Origin of the sequence: Belnapia moabensis DSM 16746 (genome assembly GCF_000745835.1) — a bacterium.
GTDB classification, from domain to species: domain Bacteria; phylum Pseudomonadota; class Alphaproteobacteria; order Acetobacterales; family Acetobacteraceae; genus Belnapia; species Belnapia moabensis.
In genome coordinates this window covers 170,573-196,201 of sequence record NZ_JQKB01000005.1, presented here as the reverse complement: position 1 = coordinate 196,201, position 25,629 = coordinate 170,573, and the positions used below count along the sequence as shown (strand labels likewise).

General features: G+C 70.9%; 25 protein-coding genes. 7 read left to right on the top strand and 18 right to left on the bottom strand.

The window, feature by feature from the left end; translation table 11 throughout:
• From EP26_RS32940 to EP26_RS05010, 5 genes are all read right to left on the bottom strand, one after another.
• On the bottom strand, positions 1–258 hold a 258-nt coding region (locus EP26_RS32940; RefSeq protein WP_043336566.1), incomplete at its 3' end, for an IS5/IS1182 family transposase.
• A 566-nt stretch (positions 259–824) separates the two neighbouring features.
• On the bottom strand, positions 825–1,211 hold the full coding sequence (locus EP26_RS05025; protein WP_043336471.1) for a hypothetical protein: 387 nt from the start codon (positions 1,209–1,211) through the stop codon (positions 825–827).
• 113 nt (positions 1,212–1,324) lie between these two features.
• Positions 1,325–2,107: a class II aldolase/adducin family protein gene (locus tag EP26_RS05020; RefSeq protein ID WP_043336469.1), complete on the bottom strand. Its 783-nt coding sequence runs from the start codon at positions 2,105–2,107 to the stop codon at positions 1,325–1,327.
• A gap of 61 nt (positions 2,108–2,168) precedes the next feature.
• Positions 2,169–2,513 (bottom strand): hypothetical protein, encoded by a 345-nt coding sequence (locus EP26_RS05015; RefSeq protein ID WP_043336468.1) that lies wholly within the window; start codon positions 2,511–2,513, stop codon positions 2,169–2,171.
• Positions 2,514–2,572: 59 nt separating this feature from the next.
• Positions 2,573–3,565 (bottom strand): hypothetical protein, encoded by a 993-nt coding sequence (locus tag EP26_RS05010; protein ID WP_052388808.1) that lies wholly within the window; start codon positions 3,563–3,565, stop codon positions 2,573–2,575.
• Between the two features lie 147 nt (positions 3,566–3,712).
• Here EP26_RS05010 and EP26_RS05005 point away from each other — a divergent pair, with 147 nt between their 5' ends.
• Positions 3,713–4,495: a dienelactone hydrolase family protein gene (locus EP26_RS05005; protein ID WP_043336467.1), complete on the top strand. Its 783-nt coding sequence runs from the start codon at positions 3,713–3,715 to the stop codon at positions 4,493–4,495.
• On the opposite strand, the gene EP26_RS31650 is transcribed toward EP26_RS05005, so the two are convergent.
• A complete protein-coding gene (locus EP26_RS31650; protein ID WP_052388807.1) occupies positions 4,479–5,588 on the bottom strand; it encodes a helix-turn-helix transcriptional regulator in 1,110 nt (369 codons plus the stop codon). The two genes, EP26_RS05005 and EP26_RS31650, sit on opposite strands and share 17 nt — an antisense overlap.
• A 152-nt stretch (positions 5,589–5,740) precedes the next feature.
• Between EP26_RS31650 and queA the strand changes: the two genes are divergently transcribed.
• The 5 genes from queA to queC are packed head-to-tail and all read left to right on the top strand — an operon-like array spanning position 5,741 to position 10,156.
• Positions 5,741–6,787, top strand: a complete 1,047-nt coding sequence (gene queA / locus EP26_RS04985; RefSeq protein WP_043336458.1) for a tRNA preQ1(34) S-adenosylmethionine ribosyltransferase-isomerase QueA — start codon at positions 5,741–5,743, stop codon at positions 6,785–6,787.
• Positions 6,784–7,911: a tRNA guanosine(34) transglycosylase Tgt gene (gene tgt / locus EP26_RS04980; protein ID WP_043336455.1), complete on the top strand. Its 1,128-nt coding sequence runs from the start codon at positions 6,784–6,786 to the stop codon at positions 7,909–7,911. Before queA ends, tgt begins: the two co-directional genes overlap by 4 nt.
• The gene (queF, locus tag EP26_RS04975; RefSeq protein WP_043336453.1) at positions 7,904–8,374 is read left to right on the top strand and encodes a preQ(1) synthase; all 471 of its coding nucleotides are present in this window, start codon (positions 7,904–7,906) and stop codon (positions 8,372–8,374) included. Before tgt ends, queF begins: the two co-directional genes overlap by 8 nt.
• A gap of 46 nt (positions 8,375–8,420) precedes the next feature.
• A complete protein-coding gene (queG, locus tag EP26_RS04970) occupies positions 8,421–9,452 on the top strand; it encodes a tRNA epoxyqueuosine(34) reductase QueG (protein WP_043336452.1) in 1,032 nt (343 codons plus the stop codon).
• The gene (gene queC, locus EP26_RS04965) at positions 9,452–10,156 is read left to right on the top strand and encodes a 7-cyano-7-deazaguanine synthase QueC (RefSeq protein ID WP_043336449.1); all 705 of its coding nucleotides are present in this window, start codon (positions 9,452–9,454) and stop codon (positions 10,154–10,156) included. Before queG ends, queC begins: the two co-directional genes overlap by 1 nt.
• Before the next feature lie 150 nt (positions 10,157–10,306).
• On the opposite strand, the gene EP26_RS34640 is transcribed toward queC, so the two are convergent.
• The 12 genes from EP26_RS34640 to EP26_RS04910 all read right to left on the bottom strand — a co-directional run bounded on the left by EP26_RS34640 (position 10,307) and on the right by EP26_RS04910 (position 23,709).
• Entirely contained in the window at positions 10,307–10,504 is a 198-nt protein-coding gene (locus EP26_RS34640; RefSeq protein ID WP_157033404.1) for a hypothetical protein, read from the bottom strand.
• A 174-nt stretch (positions 10,505–10,678) separates the two neighbouring features.
• A complete protein-coding gene (locus EP26_RS04960) occupies positions 10,679–11,077 on the bottom strand; it encodes a hypothetical protein (RefSeq protein ID WP_043336447.1) in 399 nt (132 codons plus the stop codon).
• Positions 11,074–13,341, bottom strand: coding sequence for a xanthine dehydrogenase family protein molybdopterin-binding subunit (locus tag EP26_RS04955; RefSeq protein WP_052388805.1), 2,268 nt, complete (start codon positions 13,339–13,341; stop codon positions 11,074–11,076). Before EP26_RS04955 ends, EP26_RS04960 begins: the two co-directional genes overlap by 4 nt.
• Entirely contained in the window at positions 13,338–13,796 is a 459-nt protein-coding gene (locus tag EP26_RS04950; protein WP_043336559.1) for a (2Fe-2S)-binding protein, read from the bottom strand. The genes EP26_RS04955 and EP26_RS04950 overlap by 4 nt, the downstream gene beginning before the upstream one ends.
• 79 nt (positions 13,797–13,875) lie before the next feature.
• The gene (locus tag EP26_RS04945) at positions 13,876–15,957 is read right to left on the bottom strand and encodes an acetate--CoA ligase family protein (RefSeq protein ID WP_043336445.1); all 2,082 of its coding nucleotides are present in this window, start codon (positions 15,955–15,957) and stop codon (positions 13,876–13,878) included.
• On the bottom strand, positions 15,954–16,901 hold the full coding sequence (locus EP26_RS04940; RefSeq protein WP_043336442.1) for a substrate-binding domain-containing protein: 948 nt from the start codon (positions 16,899–16,901) through the stop codon (positions 15,954–15,956). Before EP26_RS04940 ends, EP26_RS04945 begins: the two co-directional genes overlap by 4 nt.
• On the bottom strand, positions 16,898–18,994 hold the full coding sequence (locus EP26_RS04935; protein ID WP_043336441.1) for a xanthine dehydrogenase family protein molybdopterin-binding subunit: 2,097 nt from the start codon (positions 18,992–18,994) through the stop codon (positions 16,898–16,900). The genes EP26_RS04940 and EP26_RS04935 overlap by 4 nt, the downstream gene beginning before the upstream one ends.
• Positions 18,994–19,452, bottom strand: coding sequence for a (2Fe-2S)-binding protein (locus tag EP26_RS04930; RefSeq protein WP_043336439.1), 459 nt, complete (start codon positions 19,450–19,452; stop codon positions 18,994–18,996). The genes EP26_RS04935 and EP26_RS04930 overlap by 1 nt, the downstream gene beginning before the upstream one ends.
• Before the next feature lie 5 nt (positions 19,453–19,457).
• Positions 19,458–20,417, bottom strand: a complete 960-nt coding sequence (locus tag EP26_RS04925; RefSeq protein WP_043336438.1) for a Bug family tripartite tricarboxylate transporter substrate binding protein — start codon at positions 20,415–20,417, stop codon at positions 19,458–19,460.
• A gap of 34 nt (positions 20,418–20,451) precedes the next feature.
• Positions 20,452–21,204 (bottom strand): proteasome-type protease, encoded by a 753-nt coding sequence (locus EP26_RS04920; RefSeq protein WP_043336435.1) that lies wholly within the window; start codon positions 21,202–21,204, stop codon positions 20,452–20,454.
• Between the two features lie 7 nt (positions 21,205–21,211).
• Positions 21,212–22,150 (bottom strand): alpha-E domain-containing protein, encoded by a 939-nt coding sequence (locus EP26_RS04915; RefSeq protein WP_043336434.1) that lies wholly within the window; start codon positions 22,148–22,150, stop codon positions 21,212–21,214.
• Positions 22,150–23,709 carry a circularly permuted type 2 ATP-grasp protein gene (locus tag EP26_RS04910; RefSeq protein WP_052388804.1) on the bottom strand — a complete coding sequence of 520 codons (1,560 nt, stop codon included), beginning with the start codon at positions 23,707–23,709 and terminating at the stop codon, positions 22,150–22,152. The genes EP26_RS04915 and EP26_RS04910 overlap by 1 nt, the downstream gene beginning before the upstream one ends.
• 184 nt (positions 23,710–23,893) lie before the next feature.
• Here EP26_RS04910 and EP26_RS04905 point away from each other — a divergent pair, with 184 nt between their 5' ends.
• Positions 23,894–25,504 carry a thiamine pyrophosphate-binding protein gene (locus EP26_RS04905; protein ID WP_043336429.1) on the top strand — a complete coding sequence of 537 codons (1,611 nt, stop codon included), beginning with the start codon at positions 23,894–23,896 and terminating at the stop codon, positions 25,502–25,504.
• Positions 25,505–25,629: the final 125 nt, after the last annotated feature.

The window sequence follows — 25,629 nt, the reverse complement described above, 5'->3', positions numbered from 1 at the left end:
AAGGCCGGTCAGCCGCAGGAGGCTCTCGACGAAGCCAGTCGTCTGGCGCAGCGCCATGCCGAACAGCACCTTCATGGTCAGGCAGGTCTGGACAGCAGCATCGCTATAGAGGGGCTGTCGGCCCCGTTTACCGGTCGGCGCGGCTTCCCAGGTCATCTCGAGATCGAGCCAGATCGTTAGCGAGCCGCGTCGCTTGAGCCCGTCGCTGTAGGCAGGCCAGTTCCTGGTCTTGTAAGTCGGCGGTGTCGGTCTGCTCATGCCGTCCAGCTATCACGCTGGATTCACGAGATGAATCCCCCTCAGGCCATTTGTGCAACAGAGCCGTCTGGATGCGGACCTCGCCGGCATGGCGGGCCTTGGCCTCCAGGATGCCCTCAAGCATGGAGAGGCCGAAGGTGGGCGTGATGTCGGCATGGGTGCGGATCAGCGCCGTGCCGTGGGCGACGCAGCGGCGGATGAGGTTGCTCGCGCGCTCGGCGGGGGGCAGCGGCAGGTGGGGCATCAGGCGCTGGTCGGTCTCGATGCGGCTGGCGCGGGTGGGGCCGGCGGCATGGGGCATCCAGGGCAGGCCCATCAGCGTCTTGTCGAGGTGGAGGTGCCCGTCGGTCAATCCCGAGAGGAGGAGCTGGCCGCCGAGCGCATGGGTCGCCGCGGCCGGGGGCAGCGGGATGCCGGGGGACAGGATAGCGGCGATGCGGCCGCCGGCGCAGGCGACGGCCATGCCGGTGCGGCCATCCGGCAGGCGGGCTTCGGTCAGGAGGGTATCGACGGGATCCATGCCGGGCATGGGAGGCGAAAGCCACCCGCCCGGCAAGGTCCGTGGTTCAGCGCCCGGCGCAGACGGCGCGGATGGCGTCGGCGAGGGCCGAGAGGGCGCGGGAGGTATGGCCGGCGGCCAGCTCTTCCTGCGCGGCGCGGAGGCCGCTGGTCGCGGCTTCGAGCGGCGGGGTCAGCCCCTTCTCGGCGATGAGGCGGCGGAGATGCGCCTCGGCCAACGACAGGTTGACGGCGCCGGCCTTGGCGTGGTCGTCGCGCAGGTCATGGTCGGCGCCGAGCAGCAGGTCGCGCACATGCTCCGCCTCGGGCGAGCCGGGCGGCAGGGGCAGCAGGTTTGGGGCCGGCGGGTCCTTCATGTGGTCGAGCGCCGTCCGGCGCGGCACCAGGCTGGCGATGAAGGCGTCGAGATAGGGGTGTGGCTTGTTGGTTTGCATGGGCGGATGCCTTGCTGGGCGGCGTTGTCCGCCGCCTCCTGAATCTAGGCATTCATCGCGGCGAAGGATCAGCACGGCTGCGTGACGGCGCTGAAGCTTCGGTCACCCAAGGCTCATTCCTTGTAGTCGGACTCGCGCCGGTCGAGGATCCGCTTCAGCGCGGAGAAGTGCCAGTCGGCGTTGGAGCGGCCGCCATACTTGGTGGAGTTCTCGCGGAAGGCGGCGATGGTGCCGTCGATGACGGGCTGCGGCAGGTGGCGGAGCGGCTTGCCCGTCCACATGGCGTAGAGCTGCACCTGCGCCACGCGCTCGATGTAGTAGAGCCGGTCGTAGGCCTCGGCGACGGTGCGGCCGACGGTGGCGACGCCGTGGTTGGCCATGATGAGGATGGTCTTGTCGCCGACGACGCCGGCCAGCCGCTCGCCCTCGGCCGGGTCGTAGGCGAGGCCGGTATAGGTCAGGTCGTAGGCGGTGTTCAGCATGGTGCCGAGTTCGGTTTGGCCGATCGGCAGGATGCTCGGGTCCTCGAGGCGCGACAGGGCGCTGGCGAAGGGCATGTGGGTGTGGAAGACGGCGGCGGCATTCGGCAGCAGCCGGTGCATCGGCGCATGGATGCAATAGGCGGAGCGCTCGATCTCGCCCTCGCCTGAGAGGCGCGTGCCGTCATAGGCGATCTCCATGAAACAGCTCGCCGTCACCTCGGACCAATGGAGGCCGAAGGGGATCTGATAGTAGCGGTCGTCGGTGCCGGGCACACGGAGGGTGAGGTGGTTGAAGATGCCTTCGTTGAAGCCGTGCATGACGGCGAGGCGATGCGCGGCGGCGAGGTCGACGCGCGCCTGCCAGCGCTGGTCGGCGAGCGAGAGGTCCTCGGCGGGGAGGGATTCCAGCGGCATCGGCCTGCTCCTTCGACGGTGAAGCGCGGATGGTAGGCTTCTCCCGCCCGAGGGCAAGCGTTCAGAGCGCCGCCGCTGCCGCTTGCTGCCGCCGGCGCTCTGCCATCCAGACGATGGCCATCACCAGCAGCGCCCCGCCGCCAACCAGCGGCAGGTCGAGCCAGGGGACAGCGCTGGGGAAGGCGCGGAACAGGCTCGCCGCCGCATAGGAGAAGAAGAGGTCGAGGCAGAGGACGTTGAGGCTGTTCCGGCCCGCCGCCAGGTGAGCTTGTACTGCTCGAACCAGAGGAATTAGCCGGCGGTCCAGAGCGCGGCGGCCCAGACGAAGAGGCGGAGGACGAGAAGTTTCGACACGGCGGACGGCTCCGGCCGGTTGCGCCGGTGTCTTCGCCGCGCGGGAGCCCAAGGTTACCCGCTTCCGTCACGATCCCCGATCCTGTGACCGGGGATCATGGCTACCGCAGCCTAGTCGCAGCCGGGCGCGGCGATGCGATCGGCGGGGCCGACGATCTCGAAGCGATAGGGCTCGCTCGCCGCCGGGTCGATCGTCACCACGACAGCGCGGGTGTCGCCGTCGCCGGGAACCATGACTCGGGTGAGGTTCGGCGCCTCCGGCATCGGGTTGTCACGCAGCCAGAAGTGGCCGTCGCCATGCAGCAGGAGCACCGGCCGGCCGAAGTCGCGCGCCGCCGCCGCGAGGGCGTTGCGCGTGTCCACATGGCCGGCGACGGCGCCGCGGCCGCAGCGGTCACGGAAGTACATGTCAGCCTGCATGGCGACGACGACGGCGCGGCTGCCAGACGCCCGCGCGGCGGCGAAGCCCTGGCGCAGCCAGGCGAGATTGGCCGCGTTGCGCGCCGGGTACTCCTGTGCGGCACCGGGCGGCGTGCCGGGCCGGCCGTCCTGCGGCCGGTTGTTGTCGGAGCCAGGCACATGCAGGGTCAGGAAGGTGATGCCGTCCCGCTCCCACCGGGCATTCTCGGGATAGGCGCGGAAGCCGGGATCGAGATCGGACTGGCGGCGCAGCGGCATCGGCGCCTGGCCGAGGCTCACCGGCGCGCTGAAGAAGCGGGCGCGCAGCAGGCCCAGCCGCTCGACCGGGTCGAAGCCGCCGGCGCGCGGCTGCCAGCAATCGGTCCATTCGTTGTCGCCCGGCGTATAGACCAGCGGGCCGCGGATGCGGTTGAACCAGGCGGCGGTGCGATCGAGGATGATCGCATCCGAGCAGGCCTCGCCGCCCGCCTTGGTGTCGCCGAGGAAGATGCTGAAGGCGGGGCGCGCGGCGTTGATCGCCTCCGTCAGCTGTTCCACCCGCGCCAGTTCGGCCGCGCAAGCCTCGGCGCCGCCGCGGTTGCAATAGGGCATGTCACCGAAGGCGGCGAAGCGGAGCGGCTCGGCCGCGGCGGGGGCGGCGGCCGGGAGGAGAAGCGACAGGAGGAGCGGAATGAAAAGGCGCATGGCCGGACTCCTAGCCGAGGAGCCGCGGGCGGAACAGTGACGAAAGCCCTCCGGCTCACGCAGACGGGAAGGTTGGCTCCCCCGTTCGGGGGAGGCTGCACGGGCCATGGTGGCGCTGTCATGCCGACGCACCTCGGAGGGACCCCGATGCGCCATCTCGCCAGGCTTGCCGCCGCCGCACTGCTGTCCGCCCCGCTGCTCGAGGGTGATCCGGCGGTGGCTCAGCCGATGACCGACAGTTTCGACATGATGATCGCCATGCCGCACGGACGGGACCATCGGATTGCCCTCATGCTGGTGACGCCGCAGCCTGGGCGTGCCCTGCCGGCCGTGATCGTCCTGCCGGACGAGCTTGGGCTCGACGGCCGTACCGCGCGCCTCGCCGAGGCGATGCTGATGCGCGGCTGGGTCGGCATCGAGGTTGATCCCGAGCCGCTCTCTCCCGATGGCGCCGCGGTGCCGCCGCCGCCTTCGCCGCTCCGCCTCGGCCGGATGATGCGGGCGCTGCACGAGGCGTTGCAGACGGATGAGCGGATCGACCCGCGCCGCATCGCCGTCGTTGGCCTCGGGCCGGGCGGGCGGGCGGCGGTGCATGCGGCGCTCGGCGACGGCAGGCCGGGCTTCGCCGCCCACGCCGCGCTCTACCCGGATTGCGCCGCGCTCGCCGCCGAGCAGGAAATGCCGCCTGAGGCCCCTGCCCTGCTGGTGCTGCCCGGGGCGGAGGAACGGGAGGGCGCCTGCGACGGGCTCGGCGCCAAGGTGCAAAGGATGCCAGGCGCGACCTATGGCTGGGACCATATGATCGCCGGGGGAATGCGGCGCTGGACCAAGGCGGGCGGTACGCCCATCCATCCGGACTGGCCGACCACGCAGGCCGCCGAGGAGGTGCTGACCGGCTTCCTGGCGGAGGCCTTCAGCCGGGTCCGCTGACCCGCGGCAGGCGGGCGACCAGGGCGGCAAGCGCCGCCTGGCTGCGGGCACCCGTCGCGTCGAAGCAGCGGGCGAGATGGCTCCGTACCGTCTCGGGGGAGAGGCCGAGCGCGGCGGCCGTCGCCGGCACACCGGCCCCGGTGGCGATGCCGTGCAGCACCCGCGCCTCGGCCTGGGTGAGGCCGAAGGTGGCGCGCAGCATCTCGGGCCCCGGCGGGGTATCGGGGCCGCCGGCCAGCAGGGCGACGGCCGGATGGCCGGGTTCGTCCGTCAAGGGCGTCACCAGCACCGGCCAGCCCGGCTCGCCCGTAGGGCGGCTGATGCGCATCCGCCCGCCGAGGCCGGTCGCCATGGCGCGGCCAATGAGCTTGTGCAGCCGGCCTGTTTCGCCCGGCAGCGCAGCCAGAATCCGGCCTGGGCCGCCTGATTCGGGCAATAGCCGGAGGCCATCGGCTAGCCGCAGCAGCGCCTCGCCGGCGGCATTGGCATGGCGGAGGCGTGCGCCGGCATCGAGCATCAGCACGGCATGCGGCGCGGCATCGAGCGCGGCGGCAAGGCGTCGCTCGGCGCCGCGGCTAGCCTGAAGCGCGCCGGCCAGATCGAGCGCCTGCCGGAGATGCGGGGCGAGGCGGGTGACACGCCGCAGCGCCTCGTCCGGCGCATCCGCCGTCCGCGCATCAAGGCAGAAGGCGAAACCGCCGCCGCCGCTCCCGCCGCCCCAGGCGGCGTAGTTCAGCATGACATGGTCCTCGATACGCTGCGGCAGCAGGATCTCGGCATAGAGTGCGCTGCGCCGGACCTCGGCCACGGGCCACAGGGCGCTGGCCAGCAGCGGGTCGCCTTCCGGGAGCCACAGGATGCGGCGGGCATAGCCGTCGTCGAGATGCCGCTCGAGATAGAGCTTGCCGAGATCGGTATCGAGCCGACCGGTGATCATGAACGCCTCACCCTGATCGTAGCCGTGGCGGGTGACCATGCCGCCGATCGCGCCGACATGATCGGCTGCGCGGGTCAGGGCGGCAGGCCATAGCGCCGGGTCGAGCACCGCCTGGTTCACCGCCAGGAGCACCTCGTCGAAGCTGGCGCGCCGCATCGCCCTGCCTCCCATTTGCGAGAGGAAGAGACTGCCTGAAACGATGCGCAATCTTCATCACAAGCCCGGAAACCGTTGCGCAGTGCAGCATCACGAGTAGCGGAAGGCGGCGCGGTTGCCATTGGCGCGCCGCCGGGCTACCGCCCCCGCCCATGCGCACCGAGGATTTCGACTTCGACCTGCCCGAGCGGCTGATCGCCCAGGCGCCGGCCCGGCCGCGCGACGCGGCGCGGCTGCTGGTCGTTGGGCCCGAAGGGTTAGCGGATGGGGTAATGCGCGAGTTGCCTGGCCTGCTGCGCGCGGGCGACATCCTGGTCGTCAACGATACGCGGGTGATCCCGGCCCGGCTCCGCGGGAAACGCGGGGACGCCGCCCTCGAGATCATGTTGAACCGCGCTGAAGGCGGCGGCCTCTGGGAGGCGCTGGTGCGCAATGCCCGGCGGCTGCGGCCGGGGGATGCGGTCGCCATCGAGAGCGCGCCCGGCCTCGCCCCGCGCGTCGTCGAGCGGCGCGAGGGCGGCATGGTGCTCCTCGATTTCGGCCCGGACCAGGCGGCGCTGGCGGCGGCGCTCGAGGCCGCCGGCGAGGTGCCGCTGCCGCCCTATATCGCTCGGCCGGAAGGGCCGCGGCCGGAGGACCGGGAGGATTACCAGACCGTCTTCGCCGCCCGCCCCGGCGCGGTCGCCGCCCCGACCGCAAGCCTGCATTTCACCCCTGCGCTGCTGGAGGCGATCGCAGCGCGCGGGGTCGGCCGGGCGGTGGTGACGCTGCATGTCGGCGCCGGGACCTTCCTGCCGATGCGGGCCGAGGACCCGCGCGAGCACAAGCTCCACCCCGAATGGGGCGAGGTGACGGAGGAGGCCGCGGCCGCCATCAACGCCGCACGGGCGGCGGGCGGGCGCGTGGTCGCCATCGGCACGACGGCGCTGCGGCTGCTGGAAACGGCGGTCGGCGAGGATGGCGTGGTCCGGCCGTTCCGCGGGCTCACCGACATCTACCTGCTGCCTGGCCATCGCTTCCGCGGCGCCGACCTGCTGCTGACGAACTTCCACCTGCCGCGAAGCACGCTCTTCATGCTGGTTGCGGCCTTCGCCGGCACGGGGCGGATGCGGGCGGCCTATGAGCATGCGATCGCGGCTAGCTACCGTTTCTACAGCTATGGCGATGGCAGCCTGCTGACGCGCGAGGAGGCCCCATGACCCTGCACTGGACCCCCCTCGCCCACGACGGCGCCGCGCGCGCCGGGGTGCTGCACACCGCACATGGCACGGTCGAGACACCGGTCTTCATGCCGGTCGGCACCGCCGGCACCGTCAAGGCGATGACCGCCGATGCGGTGCGGGCGACCGGCGCGCGGATGGTGCTCGGCAATACCTACCACCTGATGCTGCGTCCCGGGGCAGAGCGGGTGGCGAGGCTCGGCGGCTTGCATCGTTTCATGGACTGGCGCGGCCCGATCCTCACCGATAGCGGCGGCTTCCAGGTGATGAGCCTGGCGGGTCTGCGCACCATGGACGAGGAGGGCGTTACCTTCCGCAGCCATGTCGATGGGGCGAAGCACCGGCTGACGCCGGAGCGGAGCGTCGAGATCCAGCGGCTGCTCGGCGCCGACGTGACCATGTGCTTCGATGAATGCACGCCGTTCCCAGCGACGGAGGAGCAGGTGGCCACCTCGATGCGCCTGTCCATGCGTTGGGCGAAGCGGTCGCGCGCAGCCTATGAGGCGCGGGAGGGACATGGGCTGTTCGGCATCGTCCAGGGCGGGGTGCACCCGGCGCTTCGGGCCGAGAGCGTCGCCGCACTGACGGAAATTGGCTTCGAGGGCTATGCGGTGGGCGGACTCGCGGTCGGCGAGGGGCAGGCGGCGATGTTTGCGACGCTCGATTGCACCACGCCGCTGCTGCCGCAGGAGGCGCCGCGCTACCTGATGGGCGTCGGCACCCCGGCCGACATCCTCGGCGCGGTCCGGCGCGGCATCGACATGTTCGACTGCGTGATCCCGACCCGCTCCGGGCGGACCGCACGGGCCTATACCAGCCGCGGCATGCTGAACCTGCGCAATGCCCGCCACGCCGAGGACCCCTCGCCGCTCGACCCGGCCTGCGGCTGCCCGGCCTGTACGCGGCATTCCAGGGCCTACCTGCACCACCTCATCAAGGCCGAGGAGATGCTCGGGCCCATGCTGCTGACTTGGCATAACATCCAGTACTACCAGGATTTGATGCGCGGGCTCCGCATCGCCATATGCGAGGGGCGCCTCGACGAGCATGCGGCGGCGCTGGAGGCGGGCTGGGCCCCGCTGCGCGAGGAGAATGATGGCTGAGGCGACCACCGACACCACCGGGCTGACCCTGCTCGGCCGCAATGCTGGCCTGCCGGTGAGCCCGGAGGAGGCACGGCTCGAGCGCGTGCCGAACCCGCATCCGGGGCTGCGCTATGTCGTGCGCTTCGCGGCGCCTGAATTCACCTCGCTCTGCCCGCTGACCGGGCAGCCGGATTTCGCGCATCTGGTGATCGACTACGTGCCGCGCGGCTGGCTGGTGGAGAGCAAGTCGCTGAAGCTCTATCTCGGCGCCTTCCGCAACCATGGCGCCTTCCACGAGGCCTGCACCGTCGCCATCGCCCGGCGGCTGGTTGAGGAGCTGGAGCCGGAATGGCTGCGCATCGGCGGCTACTGGTATCCGCGCGGCGGCATCCCGATCGATGTCTTCTACGCGACGGGGCCGGCGCCGGAGGGCGTCTGGGTGCCGGACCAGGGCGTGCCGGGGTATCGGGGGCGGGGCTGAAGTTCCGCCGCGAATTTCCTCGGCGCGCAGGAAGGGGAAGCGCGGCGTGACCATCGATCTGATCCGCGCCGAGGCCGGGCGCCTCGGCTTCGACGCCCTGGGCGTCACCACCGCCACCCTGCCGGAGGAGGCCCGCGCTCGGCTGAACCGCTTCCTCACCGAGGGCATGCACGGCACGATGGGCTGGATGGAGGCGCGCGCTGAACAACGGGCGCATCCGCGCGCGCTCTGGCCCGAGGCGGTGAGCGTCGTCTCGCTCGGCATGAGCTATGCGCCGGCGGAGGACCCGCTGGCGGTGCTCGCACGGCGCGACCGTGGCGCCATCAGCGTCTACGCGCAGAACCGCGACTACCATGACGTAGTGAAGTCCCGCCTCAAGGCCCTCGCCCGCTGGATGGTGGCGCGCTGGCCGGAGGCGCTGGTGAAGGTCTTCGTCGACACCGCGCCGGTGATGGAGAAGCCGCTGGCGCAGCAGGCCGGGCTCGGCTGGCAGGGCAAGCACACCAACCTTGTGAGCCGGCAGCACGGCTCCTGGCTTTTCCTCGGCGAGATCTACACGACGCTCGACCTGCCGCCCGATCCGCCCGGACAGGATCGCTGCGGGAGTTGCAGCGCCTGCCTCGAAATCTGCCCGACCCGCGCCTTCCCTGCCCCGCGGCGGCTCGATGCGCGGCGCTGCATCAGCTACCTCACCATCGAGCATCGCGGGCCGATCCCTGAGGAGCATCGCGCGCCAATGGGCAACCGCATCTACGGCTGCGACGACTGCCTCGCCGTTTGTCCCTGGAACAAATTCGCCCGCGCCCATAGCGAGCCGGCCTTCGCCCCGCGCGCCTCGCTCGATGCGCCGCGCCTGGCCGAGCTGGCGATGCTGGACGATGCCGGCTTCCGCGCGCTCTTCACCGCGAGCCCGGTGAAGCGCATCGGGCGGGACCGTTTCGTTCGCAACGTGCTTGTGGCGATCGGCAATTCCGGCGAGCCTGGCTTGCGCGCGACGGCCCAGGCTCTCACCGAAGATGCCGACCCGGTGGTGGCGGAGGCGGCGCGCTGGGCGGCCACGCGATTGGAGGCGGCATGATGCGGGAGGATGCGGCGCTCGTCCTGTTCAGTGGCGGGCAGGACAGCGCCACCTGCCTCGCCTGGGCGCTGGAGCGCTTCGCCCATGTCGAGACCATCGGCTTCGACTATGGGCAGCGGCACCGGGTGGAGCTGGAGGTGCGGGAGGGATTCCGCGTCCGCTTGCTGCGCGAGAATGCGGGCCGGGCGGCGAGGCTCGGCGAGGACCATCTGCTGGCGCTCGACGCGCTGCGCGCCGTCTCTGACACCGCGCTGACGCGGGATACCGAGATCGCCATGCAGGCGGATGGGCTGCCGAACACCTTCGTCCCCGGCCGCAACCTTCTCTTCCTCACCTTCGCCGCGGCGCTCGCCTATCGGCGCGGGCTGAAGCACCTGGTCGCCGGCATGTGCGAGACGGACTACTCCGGCTACCCGGATTGTCGCGACGACACGCTGAAGGCGCTTCAGGTGGCGATCAATCTCGGCATGGAGCGGCGATTCGTGCTGCACACGCCGCTGATGTGGCGCGACAAGGCGGCGACATGGGGGCTGGCGGCGCGGCTCGGCGGCGCGGCGCTGGTCGAGGCGATCCGCGAGGATACGCATAGCTGCTATCTCGGCGACCGCAGCAAGCTGCACGACTGGGGCTATGGCTGCGGCAGCTGCCCGGCCTGTGAGCTGCGGCGCAATGGCTGGGAGCGCTGGCGGCTTACGACGGGCTGACCGGGGCAGCGGGCGACGCCGGCCGGATCGTCGCGGTGGAGCAAAGCCGCTCCCGATCCTCGTCGCCCGCGGCCTGCTGCAACCGGCGAGCGGCCTACCGACCTGCGACAAGGACGACTTTAGGCGGCAGCAACAGTGGGCCGTGGCGACTCAGCGCTTCAGTTCGGTCTCGCTTTCCTCCGCTGGCGGCACCACCGTGACCTGGCCGCCACGGGCGTAGAATTCGGCCAACATGCGAGCCGCTTCGTCCTCGCTCGGCTTGCCGCCAGCCTGCTCGCTGCGGGCGCGCTGCTCGGCGACGCGGAAGCGCGTTCGTTGCATCTCCGCGCGACGGGTGGCTGCGGACACCACCTTGTCCTCGGAGGTCGGATCGGGTCGTTCGGGAGGGGAGGAGGCCATGCGGGCAAACTAACGAGCATGGCCACGGCGGGCCAGCGCCCGGGCGTCACGTCGCCGTCAGCCGCTGTCGATGGGGCCGGTGGAGCCGCTTCCTTTCCGGTCGAGGTTGCCCTGCCCGCTGCTCTAGCGATTCACCTGCCGCCGCGCCTCGGCGAGGCTGGCGAGGCAGCCGGCCTCGTCGCCGCGCCCGGCCTGGTCGCGGGCCTCGTTGAGCTTCGCCCTGGCCTGCACCACGCCATCGCCGCCTGCGCCGGCCTCGGCGGCGCGTTGCGTCGCCTGAGCTTCTCGCGGCGCAGACTGGAAAGGTCCGCTCGGCGGCGCGGGCTGGTTCGCCGGGGGCGGCTGCACCGCCTGGCTCTCGCGGGCTGCGGCGACGCCCTGCCCACCCGAGGAGGCGGCGGCCGCCTCAGCCCCGGCGCCGGAAACCTGCCGCTCCAGCGCCGCGATCTGGTCCGTGCAGGGCGAGGCGAGGGCCGGCCCGGCGAGCATCGCCAGGCCAAGAAAGGTCAGTACCGGCCTCATGTCGTCACCTGATCCCGGATCGGCAGCTGTCGTATCCGCTTGCCCGAAGCGGCGAAGACGGCATTGGCGATGGCCGGCGCAACCGGCGGCACCCCCGGCTCGCCGACGCCGCCGAGCGGCTGGTTGTAGTCGCGCGAGGGCAGCAGATGGACATGGATCTCGCGCGGCGCGCTGTCGATGCGCGTCAGCTCATAGGCGTCGAAATTGTTCTGCTGCACACGCCCGTCCTTGAAGCTGACCTCGGCCGAGAGAGCGAGGCCGGTACCCATGACGACGGCGCCTTCCATCTGCGAGCGGATGCGCTCCGGGTTCACCTGCGGCCCGCAATCGATGGCGATGTCAACCCGTGGGAAGCTCAGCTCGCCCCGGCTGCCGAGCTTCACCTCGACAGCGGCGGCAACATAGGAGACGAAGCTGTAATGCCCGGCGATGCCGAGGCCGCTGCCTTGCGGCATCGCCCTGCCCCAGCCAATGCCCTCGGCTGCCGTCTCGATCACCCGGCGCAGACGGCCGGTGTCGATCGGGTAGCGCTTCGGGTCCTCGCCATGGTTCCAGACATCGCCGAGCGTGGTCGGGTCGACGACGCGTGGTGCGCCGATCAGTTCCAGCAGGTAGTCCTTTGGATCCTTGCCCGCGGCATGCGCCAGCTCGGCGACGAAGGACTGGATGGCGAAGGCATGCGGGATGTTGGAAACGGATCGGAACCAGCCGATCCGCGCATGCGCCTGCGCCTCGGGGTTCTCGATCCGGATGTTGGGGAGGAGGAAAGGCGTGTTGACCAGCCCCATGCCGAGTTCGAGCGGCAGCTCATGCTTCGGGTCGGGCGCGAAGATGGAGCCGATGGTCGGCGCCACGCTCCGATGCAGCCAGGCGACCGGCTTGCCGGCGGCATCCAGCCCCGCCTCGATCCGCTCAACCGAGACCGTGTGGTAGTAGCCGTGATGCAGGTCGTCCTCGCGGGTCCATGTCAGCTTGACCGGGGCGCCGTCCATGGCCTGGCTGCACAGCCCCGCCTCAAGCACGAAGTCGGGCTTCGACTTCCGCCCGAAGCCGCCGCCGAGCAGCGTCACATGCACCGTGACCTTGTCCTCCGGCATCTTCAGCCGCTCGGCGAGGCGTGTCCGCGTCGCCTGCGGCGCCTGGGTGCAGGCCCAGGCCTCGCAGCGTCCGTCGACAATGCGCACCAGGGCGGCGGGCGGCTCCAGCGGCGTCTGGGCGAGGTGAGGGATGTAGTATTCCGCCTCGACGCGCTTCGCCGCGCCGGCCATCGCGCGGTCCACGTCGCCGGCGGTGCGGACGACCTTGCCCGGCTTGCGCGCCGCCTCCTGCAGCTGAGCGCGGTAGGTGTCGGAGGAATAGACGGCATGCGGCCCGTCATCCCAGGCGATCTTCAGCTTGTCGCGTCCCTGCATTGCCGCCCAGGTGTTGCGGGCGATGACGGCGATGCCGCCGAGCGGCTGGAACTCCGAGGGGATCGCCGGCGGGTCGATGGCCACAACCTTGACGACGCCCGGCACTTTCATGGTCTCGGCCGCGTCGAAGGAGGTCACCTTGCCGCCGAAGACCGGCGGGCGGGCGACGACGGCGTAGAGCATGCCTTCCGCCCGCGCATCGATGCCGTAGATGGCCTTTCCGGTGGTGATGTCGCGGTTGTCGAGAAGCTCCGTGCCTTCCTTGCCGATCAGGCGGAAATTGGCCGGGTCCTTCAGCCGGACGGTCGCGCGGTCCGGCACCGGCATGTCGGCCGCCGCCTTCGTCAGCGCGCCGTATCCGAGCGAGCGGCCGGACTTCTCGTGCAGCACCTGATGGTTCGCCGCCCGAACCTCGCCAACGGGCACGCCCCATTGCTTTGCCGCCGCCGCCTCCAGCATCGTCCGCGCCGCGGCACCGGCCCGGCGCATGGGCATGAAGAAGTGCCGCAGGCTGCGTGAGCCGTCGGTGTCTTGATTGCCGAACCGGCCCTCGTCGCCATCCGCCTGGGTGACGCGGACCTTCGACCAGTCGGCCTCCAGCTCCTCGGCGACGACCATGGGGATGGAGGTCCGCACCCCCTGCCCCATCTCCTGCCGGTGGCAGGTGACGGTGACGATGCCGTCCTCGGCGACGGCAATGAAGAGGCGCGGGTCGTCACGCCAGCCATTCGGCATGCCGTCGGCACCGAAGCCCGCCTGTTGCGCCTCGGAGCGTGGCAGGCCGATACCAAGGACGAGGCCGCCGGCGGCGAGCCCGCCCAGAAGGCCGCGCCGGCTGAGATTGACGATCATGGCCGCCCCCCCTTCGCCGCCTGCTTGATCGCCGCGCGGATGCGCGGGTAGGTGCCGCAGCGGCAGAGATTGCCGCTCATCGCCGTGTCGATGTCGTCGTCGCTCGGGTCCGGGATGTCCTTCAGCAGCGAGGCCGCCTGCATGATCTGTCCGGTCTGGCAATAGCCGCATTGCGCCACGTTGAGCGTCCGCCATGCAACCTGGACCGGGTGCTCACCATCGGGCGAGAGTCCCTCGATGGTCGTCACCTTGGCGCCGTCGATGGAGGAGACCGGCGTCTGGCAGGCGCGCACGGCATTGCCGTCGACATGCACGGTGCAGGCGCCGCAGAGCGCCTGGCCGCAGCCGAATTTGGTGCCGGTGAGGCCGAGCTCGTCACGCAGGAACCAGAGCAGGGGCATGTCGGGGTCGCCCTCGAAGCGCCGCTCCGTGCCGTTGATGGTCAGGGTCGTCATTGGGATCGATCCTCCCGTATCCGTGCGGTGGATCAAACCATCTACGGGCCAAGTGACGGCATGCCGTTGTCGCGATGGCTCAGCCCAGGCGCACCAACCCGTCCAGCGCCACGACCCCGCCCTCTGTCTCGGCGCGTATCAGCAGCGGATTGATCTCCGCCTCCTGCACCTCGGGCAGCGCGGCGAGCGCGGAGAAGCTGGCGACGGCCCGCGCCAGCGCGCCGAGATCGCCACGCGGCAGGTTGCGCCAGCCGGCGAGCGGCTTCAGCTCGGTCAGGTCCTCGATCATCTCCTGCGCTTCGGCCGGGGTGACCGGAGCGAGGCGGAGGGTGAAGCTGCGGCGCAGCTCCGCCATCACGCCGCCCATGCCGAGCACCACGACCGGCCCCACCTCGGGGTCGCGGCGGAAGCCGAGGATGACCTCGGCGAGGCCCTGCTGCATCGGCGCCGCCAGCACGCCGCGCAGCCGCGCCGCGGGGAAATGGCCGCGGGCGCGGTCCAGTAGCTCGGCCGCTGCCGCGCGCACCGCCGCTTCACCCTCGAGACCCAGACGAACCAAGCCGGCATCGGTCTTGTGGGCGATGTCGGGCGAGAGGATCTTCACGGCGTAGCGGCCCTCGCCGGTGAACTCCCCGGGCGATTGCAGCAATTGCAACTTCGGCACTTCAATGCCGAGGGCGGCGAAGAGGGTGCAGGATTCCGCCTCGTCCAGCACCCCGGCGGTGCGTCCGGCAAGCACCGCCCGCGGGCCTTTTACCGACTGCGCCGGCGCCGGCGGGCGGCAGCGCGGCGCCCGCCAGGCAAGGAAGGCATGCAGCGCATCGGCGCAGCTCTCGGGCGTGCGGAAGCCGGCGATGCCGGCCCGGTCGAGCACGGCCAGCGCGCCATCCGCCTGCGGCGCGCAGAAGACAGCGAGCGGCTTCGGCCCCGGTCCGGCGGCGAGGATGAACTCCTCCACATGGCTCTCCGGCTTCAGCCGCGCGGTGCTGCCGAGCACGGCGAGGACCGCATCGCAATGCCCGGAGCGCAGCAGCGCCCGCAGCGCCGCCGGGTACTGGCCCCTGGTGCCGCCCATCGGCAGGTCGATCAGCGGCGAGTCGGAGACGGGCACGCCCTCCGCGGCGAGGGCGGCGCGGAAGGACTCCGGTGGCACCGGCACCTCGTCGCCGAGCAGGCCGAGCCGGTCGACGATCATCCCCGCCCCGCCGCCGGTGCCGGTCAGCGCCGCGACGCGCCGCCGCGCGCCGGTGCCGGGCTTGTGGCCGAGCACAAGCCTCGGCAGCTCGACCAGCCCCTCCAGCGTCTCGACGCGGAGGATGCCGTGGTCGCGGAAGAAGGCTGCCGCCAGCTCATCGCCGCCGACCATCGCACCGGTATGCGAGACGGCGATGCGCCGCCCGAGCTCCGACCGACCGAGCTTGTAGGCGATGACAGGCTTGCCGAGCGCATGGGCGCGATGGGCGGCGCGGGCCAGCGCCTCCGCATCGCGGAAGGTCTCGAGGAACAGGAGGATGGCCCGGGTCGCCTCGTCCTCGACCAGGATCTCGGCGATCTCGCCGACGCCGAGGTCGCATTCGTTGCCGACCGAGGCGAGCTTCGAAAAGCCGAGACCGCGCGCGGCGCAGCGCGAAAGCAGCGCGCCCATCATGCTGCCGCTCTGCGAGACCATGCCGAGCCAGCCGGGCAGCAGCGGCTCCGCCTCCACCGCCGCGTTGACGGTGATGGGAATGGCATCCGTGACATTCAGCAAGCCGAGGCAGTTCGGCCCGACCAGCCGCATCCCGCCCGCCCGCGCGATGCCTACGATGCGGTCCTGCAAGGCACGCCCTTCCTCGCCGATCTCGGCGAAGCCGGCGCTGTAGATGGTGGCGGCGGGGATGCCGGCAGCGACGCAATCCTCGATGGCGTCCGGCACGGCGGCGGCCGGGAGCATGATCAGGGCATGATCGACCGGCCCCGGCGCGTCGCGCACTGAAGGATAGGCCGGCAGCCCGCCGATCTCGCGGCGCGAGGGGTTGATCGGCAGGATGCGCCCGGCATAGCCCGCCTTGGCGAGGATGCGCTGCGGGCGCGAGTTCGTCTTGGCCGAGTCCGGGCTGGCGCCGATCAGGGCGATGGAGCGCGGGTGGAACAGCGCTTCGGCGAGGCTGGCCGTGGTCATGCGCTCTCTCCCAGCGTGCTCGGGTGGAACAGTGCCTCGGGCGCGATGGGCTTCGCCGCCAGTCCGTCGGCGACGGCGAAGCGGATCATCGCCGCGACCTCCTCGCGGTTGCGGGCGAAGCCATAAGGCCATGGATCACCGCCCATGATCGCCGCCTGCTCCTCATAGGCGGCGGCGATCCAGGGCAGCGAGGCGCGCAGCACGTTGACCAGCTGCAGCTCGCCGAGCGCCAGGTCGCGGGCTTTGGCGAAGGCGCGATGAAGCTCCAGCGGCAGCCAAGGATGCCGCTCCGCCAGCTCCCGCCGCAGGGCGATGCAATGCATGATGGGGAAGAAGCCGGTAGCGCGGTGCCAGGCGATCTCCTCTGTCTTGTAGTCCGGGTAGAGCCGGGCGATGCCGGGACCGCTCGGCGGGCGTGGGGCGATGAGCGCGTCGATGGCGCCCTCGGCCAGCGCCAGGGCAGGGTCACGCCCGAGCGGCCGCACGTCGAATCCGTGTGGCAGGGTGATGGCGATGCGCTCGCCTCCCGTTCGCCAGGCGATACCGCGCGTATCGACGCCGTAATGCTCGCGCAGGATGCCGCGCACCCAGAGCGCCGCGGTCTGCTGGTATTCCGGCAGGCCGATGCTGCGGCCGGCGAGGTCGGCGGCGCTGCGGATGCCACGATCTGTGCGGATGTAGATTGCCGAGTGGCGGAAGGCCCGGCTCGGGAAGACCGGCACTCCGACATAGGCGCTGTCGCCCCGCGCCGTGGTGACGATGTGCGAGCCCATCGACAGCTCGGTGATGTCGAAGGCCCTGTCGCGCAGGGCACGGCGGAAGATGTCCTCCGGCTCGCCCACCAGCGGTACGAGATCGACGCCGGGGATGGTGACGCGCCCGTCCAGGAGAGGCCGCGTGCGGTCGGAGGCGTGGCAGGCGAGGCTGAGGGTCAATCGGCTCATGCGCGGGCCAGGGTCTCAGGGGTGAAGGGAAGCTGGCGCGGCCGGATGCCGAGCGCCTCGGTGATGCCGCCGGCGATGGCGGCGATGGTTGGCGCCATGCTGGCCTCCCCGGCACCGAGGAAGGCCTCCTCCGGCCGGTCGATTAGGGCGAGGTCCACCTTCGGCACCTCGGAGAAGCGGAGGATCGGGTAGCCCTCCCAATGGTCACTGGTGACGCTGCGGCGGTCGAAGCGCACCTCCTCCAGCAGCGCTACGGAGGCGCCGTGGATGGCGCCGCCCTCGAGCTGGTTCAGCACGCCGTCGGGGTTCACCGCCTCGCCCACATCCCCGGCGATCCAGAGGCGGCGGCAGAGGATGCGGTCCAACGCTTCCACCTCGGCGATGACGGCGGCCCAGGCTCCGGTGTTCTTGTAACGGGCGAAGCCGATACCCATGCCAAAGCCCTCGCGTCGCACCCGCCCGGCCCAACCTGCGAGGTCGGCCACCCGCCGCAGCACGGCGATGGCGCGCGGGTCGTCGAGATGGCGCAGGCGGTAGTCGAGCGGGTCGGCGCCGGCCAGCGCCGCCGCTTCGTCCATCACGCTCTCGATCGACCAAACATTGAGCGTGGCGCCGAGGCCGCGCAGCGCGGAAGTGCGGATCGGCATGTCCAGCAGCCGCGTCGTCTCCACGCCCATCACCGGGATGCGGTAGAGCGGCACCCCGTTGCGCGGCGCCCCGCCGCCCGCCGCCATGGCCGGGTTGATGCTCGGCTTCACCGGAAAGGGTGCGGCGAGCATGGAGGCCGAGAGCAGCGTCGGCTCCGGGTCGCGCCCCGGCCGGCTGGAATGGCCGTTGCTGACGATGTGGCTGCGCCAACCGACGAGGTTGCCCGCAGCATCGAGATCGGCCTCCACATCGGCCAGCATGGCCGGGGAGAAGGGCGCCCAGCCCAGTTCCTCCGCGCGCGACCAGAGCAGGCGGACGGGCGTGCCGGGCGCGGCGCGGGCCGCAAGTACCGCATCGAGCGCCACGTCATCGGCACCGTTATGGCCGTAGCAGCCAGCGCCCTCGCGGTGGCGGACGGTAATCAACGCCGGGTCGCAGCGCAGCGTCTTCGCCAGGTCGGCACGGAGGTTGTAGGGGCCTTGGCTGTGGGTGAAGACCTCGACGGCATCGCCATCCCATCGTGCAACGGCGCAGGAGGGGGCGATGGAGGCATGGGCCAGATAGGGCCGGTGGAAACTCCGGCGCAGCGTCTGCGCGGCGGGCGGCGCCGGCTCGGCGCGGCTGGCGACGCTGCTGCGCTCGCCGCGTGCCGCGGCCTCGCGCAGCCAGTCGATGAGAAGGGCCTGCTCGGGCAGCGTGTCCTCGGCTTCCCACCCGGCGCGGGCGGCGAGACGGGTGGCGGCGGCCTCGGCCTGCCATTCCGTGGCAGCGAGGACGGCCAGGAAGCTGCCATCCCGCACCACCCGCGCGTCGTCCGGCAAGGGACCGTCGCGCAACGCTACGAGCCGCGCTCCCCGCGCTGGCGGCCGCACCACCCGCGCATGCAGCATTCCCGGCAGGCGCAGATCATGGACGTAGCGCGCGGCGCCGAAAACCTTGTCCGGCAGGTCGAGCCGCGGGACGGAGCGGCCGACGATCCGCCGCTCGCCCGGCGCGCGGGGTCGCGCTTCGGCCGGCGCCTCGCAATCCAGCAGCGCCTGGTCGGCGAGCGACCAGTAGCTGCCGATCGGGCCGGCCGGGCCGTGGAAGATGCCATCCTCGATGCGGATCGCCTCCGGCGGCACGCCGACACGCTGCGCGATGACGCCGAGGAAGATCGCCCGCGCCGCCGCGCAGGCATGGCGCAGCGCGCCGCCGCTGTCCTGCGTCGAGAGCGAGCCGGAGGTGACGCCCTCATCGGGGCTGTCGGGCGTCGCGGCCGGCCGCGCCTCGATGCGGGCGAGGTCGACCTCCAGCTCCTCCGCCGCGATCTGGCTGAGGGTGGTGAGGATTCCTTGTCCCAGCTCCACCTTGCCGGGCGTAATGGTGACGCGCCCCTCGGGATGGATCGCCAGCCATTGGGAGAGGCGGCGGTTGGTGTTCAGGTTGCCTGGAAGACGATGCATCACGCCATTTCCCGCGCGGCCTGTGCCACGGCGCGGAGGATGCGATTGTGGCTGCCGCAGCGGCAGAGATGCGGCTCGAGCGCCGCGCGGATCGCGGATTCCTCGGGCATCGGATTGCGCGCCAGCAACGCCGCAGCGCTGACGAGGATGCCGGAGAGGCAATAGCCGCATTGGCCCGCCTGTTCGGCGAGGAAGGCCGCCTGCAGCGGATGCGGTGCTTCCGGCGTGCCGAGCCCCTCGACCGTCACCACCACCTTGCCAGCGACGGCGGCGGCGGGCACCGTGCAGGCGCAACGCGGCTCGCCGTCCACCAGCACCATGCAGGCGCCGCATTGCTCGTTGCCGCAGCCGAAGCGGGGGCCGGAGAGGCCGAGCGGACCGCGCAGCACATGCAGCAGGGCGACATCGTCAGGCATGTCGAGCGTGACGGCCGCGCCGTTCAGGGTGAAGGAGAGCATCGGTCTCAACCCATCTCGATCTTCGCCATGCGGATCCACTCCCGCTGCCGCTCGATGTCACGGCGAAGGAAGGCCTCGAACTCGGTGACCGTCATCGGCATCGGCTCTGCTCCGCCCTTCGCCATCACATCCCGTACCGCGGGCGAGGCGAGGACCTTGCCGACCTCCCCGTGCAGCCGCGCCGCGATGGGCGTCGGCAACCCGGCCGGCGCCATCAGCCCGAGCCATATCGAGGCCTCGAAGCCCGGCAACGTCTCCGCCACAGCCGGCAGATCCACCAGCAGAGGGCTGCGCGCGGGGCCGGTGGTGCCGAGGCCGATGACGCGGCCATTGACGATCTGCTCCCGCATGGTCGGGATGGCGTCGAACATGATCGGCACCTGGCCCGCGATCAGCGCCGTCCGCGCCTCGTTGCTGCCACGGAAGGGGATGTGGTTGAGCCGGATGCCGGCCATCGCCGCGAATACCTCGGAGGCGATGTGATACGGCGTCCCCGGCCCGGAGGAGGCGTAGTCGAGCTTGCCCGGCGCCGCGCGCGCCCTGGCGATCAACTCGGGCACCGTCTGGATGCCGAGCGAGGCATGCACCGCCAGGACGTGATAGGCGATGTTGATGGCGGCGACGGGTACCAGGTCGCGCATCAGCGCATAGGGCCGGTTCTGCAACAGCGTCTCGTTGGCAGTATGGGTGTTCGACATCAGCAGCAAGGTGTGGCCGTCGGGCGGCGACTTCGCCACCACATCCGTGCCGATGACAGCCCCCGCCCCCGGCCGGTTCTCGACGACGACCGGCTGGCCGAGCGCCGCACTTAGCGGATCGGCAAGGAGGCGAGCGGCGATATCGGCCGAGCCGCCGAGGCCGAAGGGCACGACGATGCGTACCGGGCGGCTCGGCCAGGGCTGCGCGGCACCAGGGCGCGGCTGGGCAAGGAGGCACGGCGCGGCAAGCAGCATGCGGCGGCGCATGGACGTTCCCTCAAGACCATTCTTGCCGCCGAGGCTACTCCCCCGCTGCAGCCTCCGCCAGCCAGTCCGGCCGCGGCAGGGCCATATAGGCGTTGCGCAGCGCACCGGACCAACCCTCCGAGACCGCCCGGAAATACGCGTCCTCCTCGGTGATCCGCCGCCTGAGCGTTACGCGGAAGCTGTCCGTTCCATAGAGCAGCAGGTCCACGGGCATGCCAACGGTGAGGTTGGAGCGCAGCGTGCTGTCCATGCTGATGAGCACCAGCTTCACGCCATCCATCAGCGGCGTGTCGAATCCGACGACGCGGTCGAGGATCGGCTTGCCATACTTGTGCTCGCCGATCTGGAGGAAGGGCGTGTCGGTCGTCGCCTCGATGAAATTCCCAGCCGCATAAACGAGGAAGAGCCGTGGCGGCCCGCCGGCGATCTGCCCGCCGAGCATCAGCGAGATGTCGAAGCGCACGCCTTGCGCCGAGAGCGCAGGGCCGTCAGCGGCATAGACCTCGCGCACCGCCTGGCCAACCAGCTGTGCCGCGCGGAACATGCTGGGCGCGCTGCGCAGGGTCAAGATCTCGCCGCCGAGGGAAACGCCTTCCTGCAGCCGGTTCCATACCGCCTGGGTGATGGCGAGGTTGCCGGCCGAGAGCATCGCCAGCACCCGCTCGCCAGGGCTCTCCTCGACCTGCATCTTGCCGAAGGTCGAGATGTTGTCGACGCCTGCATTGGTCCGCGTGTCGGAGAGCAGGACCAGCCCCTCACGCAGATGCAGGCCGACGCAGTAGGTCATCTCGTGCTCAATGCCGGATGTAGAAGGCGTCGATCTCGCCGCCGAGCGCCGCGACACGTTCGATCATCGTCGTGAGGAAGGCATGCAGCCCCTCCTCCATGATGGCGTCGATCCGCCCGTAGCGCAGCTGCGCCTGCAGAGTGCCGGCAAGGCGATGGCACTCGCCACGCCGCCCACCATGGCCGAGCGCGATCGCTTCCAGCGTCTCCGCCACCTCGGCGAAGCAGGCCATCAGGCTGCGCGGCAGCTCGGGGCGGAGGATCATCAGCTCCGCGATGCGTCGCGGGTTCAGCCGGTCGCGGTAGATCCACTGGTAGGAGCGCAGCGCCGAGACGGACCGCAGCACCGCCTGCCACTGCACGTAATCGACCGCGCCCTCCGCCTCCGCCGTCAACAGGTGGTGCTTCACGTCGAGCAGCCGCGCGGTGTTGTCGGCGCGTTCCAGCATGGTGCCGAGATGGACGAAGCGCCAGGCCTCGTCGCGCAGCATGGTGTCATGTGCCGCGCCGTTGAAGAGCGTGACGCGCTCGCGCACCCAGCTGAGGAAATCGGCGAGCTTCTCGCCTTCCATAGCTTCGGGCGGCAAGGCGCGGAGGTGGTTCCAGGTGTCGTTCAGCGCCTCCCACATGTCGACGGTCAGCGCCGTCCGCACCGCCCGCGCGTTGCGCCGCGCCGCCTCGATGGAGGGAAGGATGCCGGAGGGGTTCTCTGGGTCGAAGACCAGCCAGTGGACGACCGCCTCCGCCGTCGGCGCCTCGTATTTCCGGTAGAAGCTGGCATCGCTGCCCGAGGCGGTGACGAGCGAACGCCATTCATCCGCCTCCGCACCGAGCCGCGCGGTGAGCGCCGCCATGCGTGATGCGACGCCGAGGCCGCGGGCGACATTGCCGGCCCGCTCCGTGTAGCGCGCCAGCCAGAACAGGTTGTCGGCCGTGCGGCTGAGCATCAGCCGCCCACCGATTGCGATTGAGACTGGGATTGCGATTGAGACTGGGATTGCGATTGAGACTGGGATTGCGATTGAGACTGGGACTGCGATTGAATCGCGGCCTCGCCAGGCCCCTCGTCCTCAAGGATCCAAGTATCCTTCGTCCCGCCGCCCTGCGAGGAATTGACGACGAGCGAGCCCTCGCGGATGGCAACACGCGTCAGCCCGCCGGGGACGATTCGGATTTCCTTGCCCGAGAGTATGAAGGGCCTGAGGTCCACATGGCGCGGCGCGATGCCCTGCTCGACGACCGTCGGGCATGTGGAGAGCGCCAGCGTCGGCTGCGCGATGTAGTCACCGGGCTTTGCCAGGATGCGGGCACGGAATTCCTCCCGCACGTCCCGCGTGGCATGCGGGCCGATCATCATTCCGTAGCCGCCGGAGCCCTTGGCCAGCTTCACCACCAGCTTGTCGAGATTGGCGAGGACATACCTGCGGTCCTCCTCCCGGTCGCAGAGGAAGGTGGGCACATTGGCGAGCAGCGGCTCCTCGCCGAGATAGAAGCGCACCATCTCCGGCACGTAGGGATAGATCGCCTTGTCGTCGGCGATGCCGGCGCCGGGCGCGTTGGCGAGCGCGACATTGCCGGCGCGATAGGCCGACATCAGCCCCGGCACGCCGACCAGGCTGTCGGCGCGGAAGACCTTCGGGTCGAGGAACTCGTCGTCGATGCGGCGGTAGATGACATCGACGCGCCGCGGCCCCGCCGTGGTCCGCATGTAGACGATGTCGTCATCGACGCAGAGATCGGCGCCCTCCACCACTTCGACGCCCATCTCGTCGGCGAGGAAGCAGTGCTCGTAATAGGCGCTGTTGTAGGGTCCGGGCGTCAGCAGCACGACACAGGGGTCGGCGCCGGCGCGGGCCGGGGCGACGGCCTTCAGCGTCTCCAGCAGTTCCTCCGGGTAGCGGCCGACCGGGGCGACGCGGTGCTGGGCGCAGAGCTTGGGGAAGAGCCGCAGCATCGCCTCGCGGTTCTCCAGCATGTAGGAGACGCCGGAGGGCGTGCGGCAATTATCCTCGAGCACGTAGAACTCGTCCGGTCCGGTGCGCACCATGTCGATGCCAGCGACATGGGTGTAGACCCCACCGGGCGGCGCGATGCCGACCATCTCCGCGCGGTAGCCCTCGTTCTCCAGGATCAGGGCGGCCGGCATGCGGCCGGCGCGCAGGATCTCCTGCTTGCCGTAGACATCGGCAAGGAAGGCGTTCAGCGCACGCACCCGCTGGCGCAGGCCGAGCGCCAGCCGTTCCCATTCCGAGCGCGCGATGATGCGTGGTATGATGTCGAAGGGGATCAGCCGCTCCGGGTCGCCACCCTCGCCATAGACGGCGAAGGTGATGCCGATGCGGCGGAATAGCAGCTCCGCTTCCCGCCGCTTGGCGTCGAGCTGCTCCCGTGGAGTGGCGCGGAGCCAGCGGTCGATGTCGGCATAGGCGGCGCGGACGCCGTCCTCTGCCCGCATTTCGTCGAAAGCGGCGATTCTAGCCTGCGGCACGGACGATGCGGCCCCCATTCTGCATTCTCGTCTAAGCAAAGCAGCACGGACCGTGGTTCCGCCGCAAGCGTCCCGCCACGAGGTTTTGGCCATGCCGGCACCGCTCTGCCCAACCCATGGCCAGCCCCGCCCCGATCGCGGCGATTTTGGCGCCAGCCGTGAGCCGCCCTAGGATCGGCGTCGTTCCGGGAGGAGTGACACGATGACGGGTGCGGATGCAGTGGCCGCAGCTCTGGCGGCGGCAGGGGTGGAGCGCATCCATGGCGTGCCCGGCGGCGGATCGAGCCTGGCGCTGATCGAGGCGGCGGCAGCACGCGGCATCCGCTTCATCCTGGCGCGGCAGGAGAGCGCCGCCGTCATCATGGCGGCGACCGAGGCGGAGCTGACCGGCCGGCCCGGCGTCGCCCTGGTGACGCGTGGCCCAGGCGTCTCCAACGCCGCCAACGGCATGGCCCAGGCGAGCCTCGACCGCGCCCCGGTGCTGCTGCTGGCCGATGGCTTCACCGGCGCCGAGCGCGGCTTCGCCAACCACCAGTACTTCGACCATGCGGCGCTGCTGGCGCCGGTGACCAAGGGCGCCGCCCGCGCTGTCGAGCCCGGCGCCGCCGCCGGGGTGATGGCGGCGAGCCTGCTTGCCCTGGCGATGCAGGCGCCGCGCGGCCCGGTGCTGCTGGAGCTCTCTGCCGCCGCCGCCCGCGCCCCTGCCCTGCCCCCGCCGCTCGCCGAGGCCGCCCCGCCCGGCTTCGCCCCCGGCCCCGCCCTGGCCGAAGCGCGCCGCATCCTCGCCGCTGCCCGCCGGCCCGTGCTTATCGCCGGGCTGGAGGCAACGGAGCCTGCCGCTTGCGCCGCGCTGCGCGGGCTGATCGCGCGGCTCGGCTGCCCGGCCCTTGTGACCTACAAGGCCAAGGGCGTTGTGCCAGATGCCGACTCGCTCTTCGCCGGCGTCTTCACCGGCGGCGCGGCCGAGGCGCCGGTGCTTGCCGAGGCGGATTGCATCATCCTCGCCGGCGCCGACCCGGTGGAGTTCATCCCGCAGCCTTGGCGCTACGGCGCGCCTGTCATAGAGCTGGCCACGGCGCCGCGCCCCATCGCCTATCGCGTACCGGAGGTGGCGCTGCACGGCCCCATCGCCCCTGCGCTCGCCGCATTGGAGGCGCCGCGCAGCGCCTGGAAGGCGGAGGAGATCGCTGCGCATCGCCGCCGCTGGCGCGACGCGCTCGGCAACGGACCGAGCGGCAATCGCGGCCTCTCGCCGCAGGCGGTGGTGGAACTCGCTCAGGCCACCTGCCGCGAGGCCGGGGCCGAGCCGCGCATCGCCGTCGATGCCGGGGCGCATATGTTCCCTTGCACCAGCTTCTGGCAGGCCAGCCATCCGGGCGACCTGCTGATCTCGAACGGCCTCGCCACCATGGGCTTTGCGCTTCCCGCCGGCATCGCCGCAGCGATGCAGGACCCGGCTCGCGGCGCCATCGCCTTCACCGGGGACGGCGGCTTGCTGATGGCGCTCGGCGAGCTGGCGACGGCGGCGGTGCTTGGCGTGCGGCTCACCATCATCGTCTTCAACGACGCAACGCTCTCGCTAATCGACATCAAGAAGGACGGCCGTCGCATCCCCGAGGCGGCGCTCGGCTGGCCGGAGGCCGATTTCGCCGCGGCCTTCGCGGCCCTCGGCGGCACTGGCCTACGGGTAGGCAATGAAGCGGAATACCGTGAGGCGCTTGCTAACGCCCTCGCCGCGCCTGGCCCCGTGCTGCTCGACGTCCGGGTCGATCCAGCCAGTTATCCGAGCCAGATCAAAGTCTTGCGTGGCTAAACCTTGGCATTCTAAATCTCTGGGTTGATTGGCCCGTGCGGCTTCTCTCAACCCAAGAGCGAATTAATGTGCAAATGTCCGTGAATACGATATACCGTTCCTCACGGCGCCGTGAGGGTTTGGCG

Excerpts from the sequence above, each read along its gene's own strand:
- EP26_RS04915 (WP_043336434.1), bottom strand. The coding sequence starts at position 22,150 with ATGCTCAGCCGCACGGCCGACAACCTGTTCTGGCTGGCGCGCTACACG.
- EP26_RS04945 (WP_043336445.1), bottom strand. The coding sequence starts at position 15,957 with ATGACCACGGCCAGCCTCGCCGAAGCGCTGTTCCACCCGCGCTCCATC.
- EP26_RS04920 (WP_043336435.1), bottom strand. The coding sequence starts at position 21,204 with ATGACCTACTGCGTCGGCCTGCATCTGCGTGAGGGGCTGGTCCTGCTC.
- EP26_RS04955 (WP_052388805.1), bottom strand. The coding sequence starts at position 13,341 with ATGATCGTCAATCTCAGCCGGCGCGGCCTTCTGGGCGGGCTCGCCGCC.
- EP26_RS04910 (WP_052388804.1), bottom strand. The coding sequence starts at position 23,709 with ATGGGGGCCGCATCGTCCGTGCCGCAGGCTAGAATCGCCGCTTTCGAC.
- EP26_RS05025 (WP_043336471.1), bottom strand. The coding sequence starts at position 1,211 with ATGCAAACCAACAAGCCACACCCCTATCTCGACGCCTTCATCGCCAGC.
- EP26_RS04950 (WP_043336559.1), bottom strand. The coding sequence starts at position 13,796 with ATGACGACCCTGACCATCAACGGCACGGAGCGGCGCTTCGAGGGCGAC.
- queA (WP_043336458.1), top strand. The coding sequence starts at position 5,741 with ATGCGCACCGAGGATTTCGACTTCGACCTGCCCGAGCGGCTGATCGCC.
- EP26_RS31650 (WP_052388807.1), bottom strand. The coding sequence starts at position 5,588 with ATGCGGCGCGCCAGCTTCGACGAGGTGCTCCTGGCGGTGAACCAGGCG.
- EP26_RS05020 (WP_043336469.1), bottom strand. The coding sequence starts at position 2,107 with ATGCCGCTGGAATCCCTCCCCGCCGAGGACCTCTCGCTCGCCGACCAG.
- EP26_RS05010 (WP_052388808.1), bottom strand. The coding sequence starts at position 3,565 with ATGCGCCTTTTCATTCCGCTCCTCCTGTCGCTTCTCCTCCCGGCCGCC.
- EP26_RS04940 (WP_043336442.1), bottom strand. The coding sequence starts at position 16,901 with ATGAGCCGATTGACCCTCAGCCTCGCCTGCCACGCCTCCGACCGCACG.
- EP26_RS05005 (WP_043336467.1), top strand. The coding sequence starts at position 3,713 with ATGCGCCATCTCGCCAGGCTTGCCGCCGCCGCACTGCTGTCCGCCCCG.
- EP26_RS04960 (WP_043336447.1), bottom strand. The coding sequence starts at position 11,077 with ATGAGGCCGGTACTGACCTTTCTTGGCCTGGCGATGCTCGCCGGGCCG.
- queC (WP_043336449.1), top strand. The coding sequence starts at position 9,452 with ATGCGGGAGGATGCGGCGCTCGTCCTGTTCAGTGGCGGGCAGGACAGC.
- tgt (WP_043336455.1), top strand. The coding sequence starts at position 6,784 with ATGACCCTGCACTGGACCCCCCTCGCCCACGACGGCGCCGCGCGCGCC.
- EP26_RS04905 (WP_043336429.1), top strand. The coding sequence starts at position 23,894 with ATGACGGGTGCGGATGCAGTGGCCGCAGCTCTGGCGGCGGCAGGGGTG.
- EP26_RS04935 (WP_043336441.1), bottom strand. The coding sequence starts at position 18,994 with ATGCATCGTCTTCCAGGCAACCTGAACACCAACCGCCGCCTCTCCCAA.
- queF (WP_043336453.1), top strand. The coding sequence starts at position 7,904 with ATGGCTGAGGCGACCACCGACACCACCGGGCTGACCCTGCTCGGCCGC.
- EP26_RS04925 (WP_043336438.1), bottom strand. The coding sequence starts at position 20,417 with ATGCGCCGCCGCATGCTGCTTGCCGCGCCGTGCCTCCTTGCCCAGCCG.
- EP26_RS04930 (WP_043336439.1), bottom strand. The coding sequence starts at position 19,452 with ATGCTCTCCTTCACCCTGAACGGCGCGGCCGTCACGCTCGACATGCCT.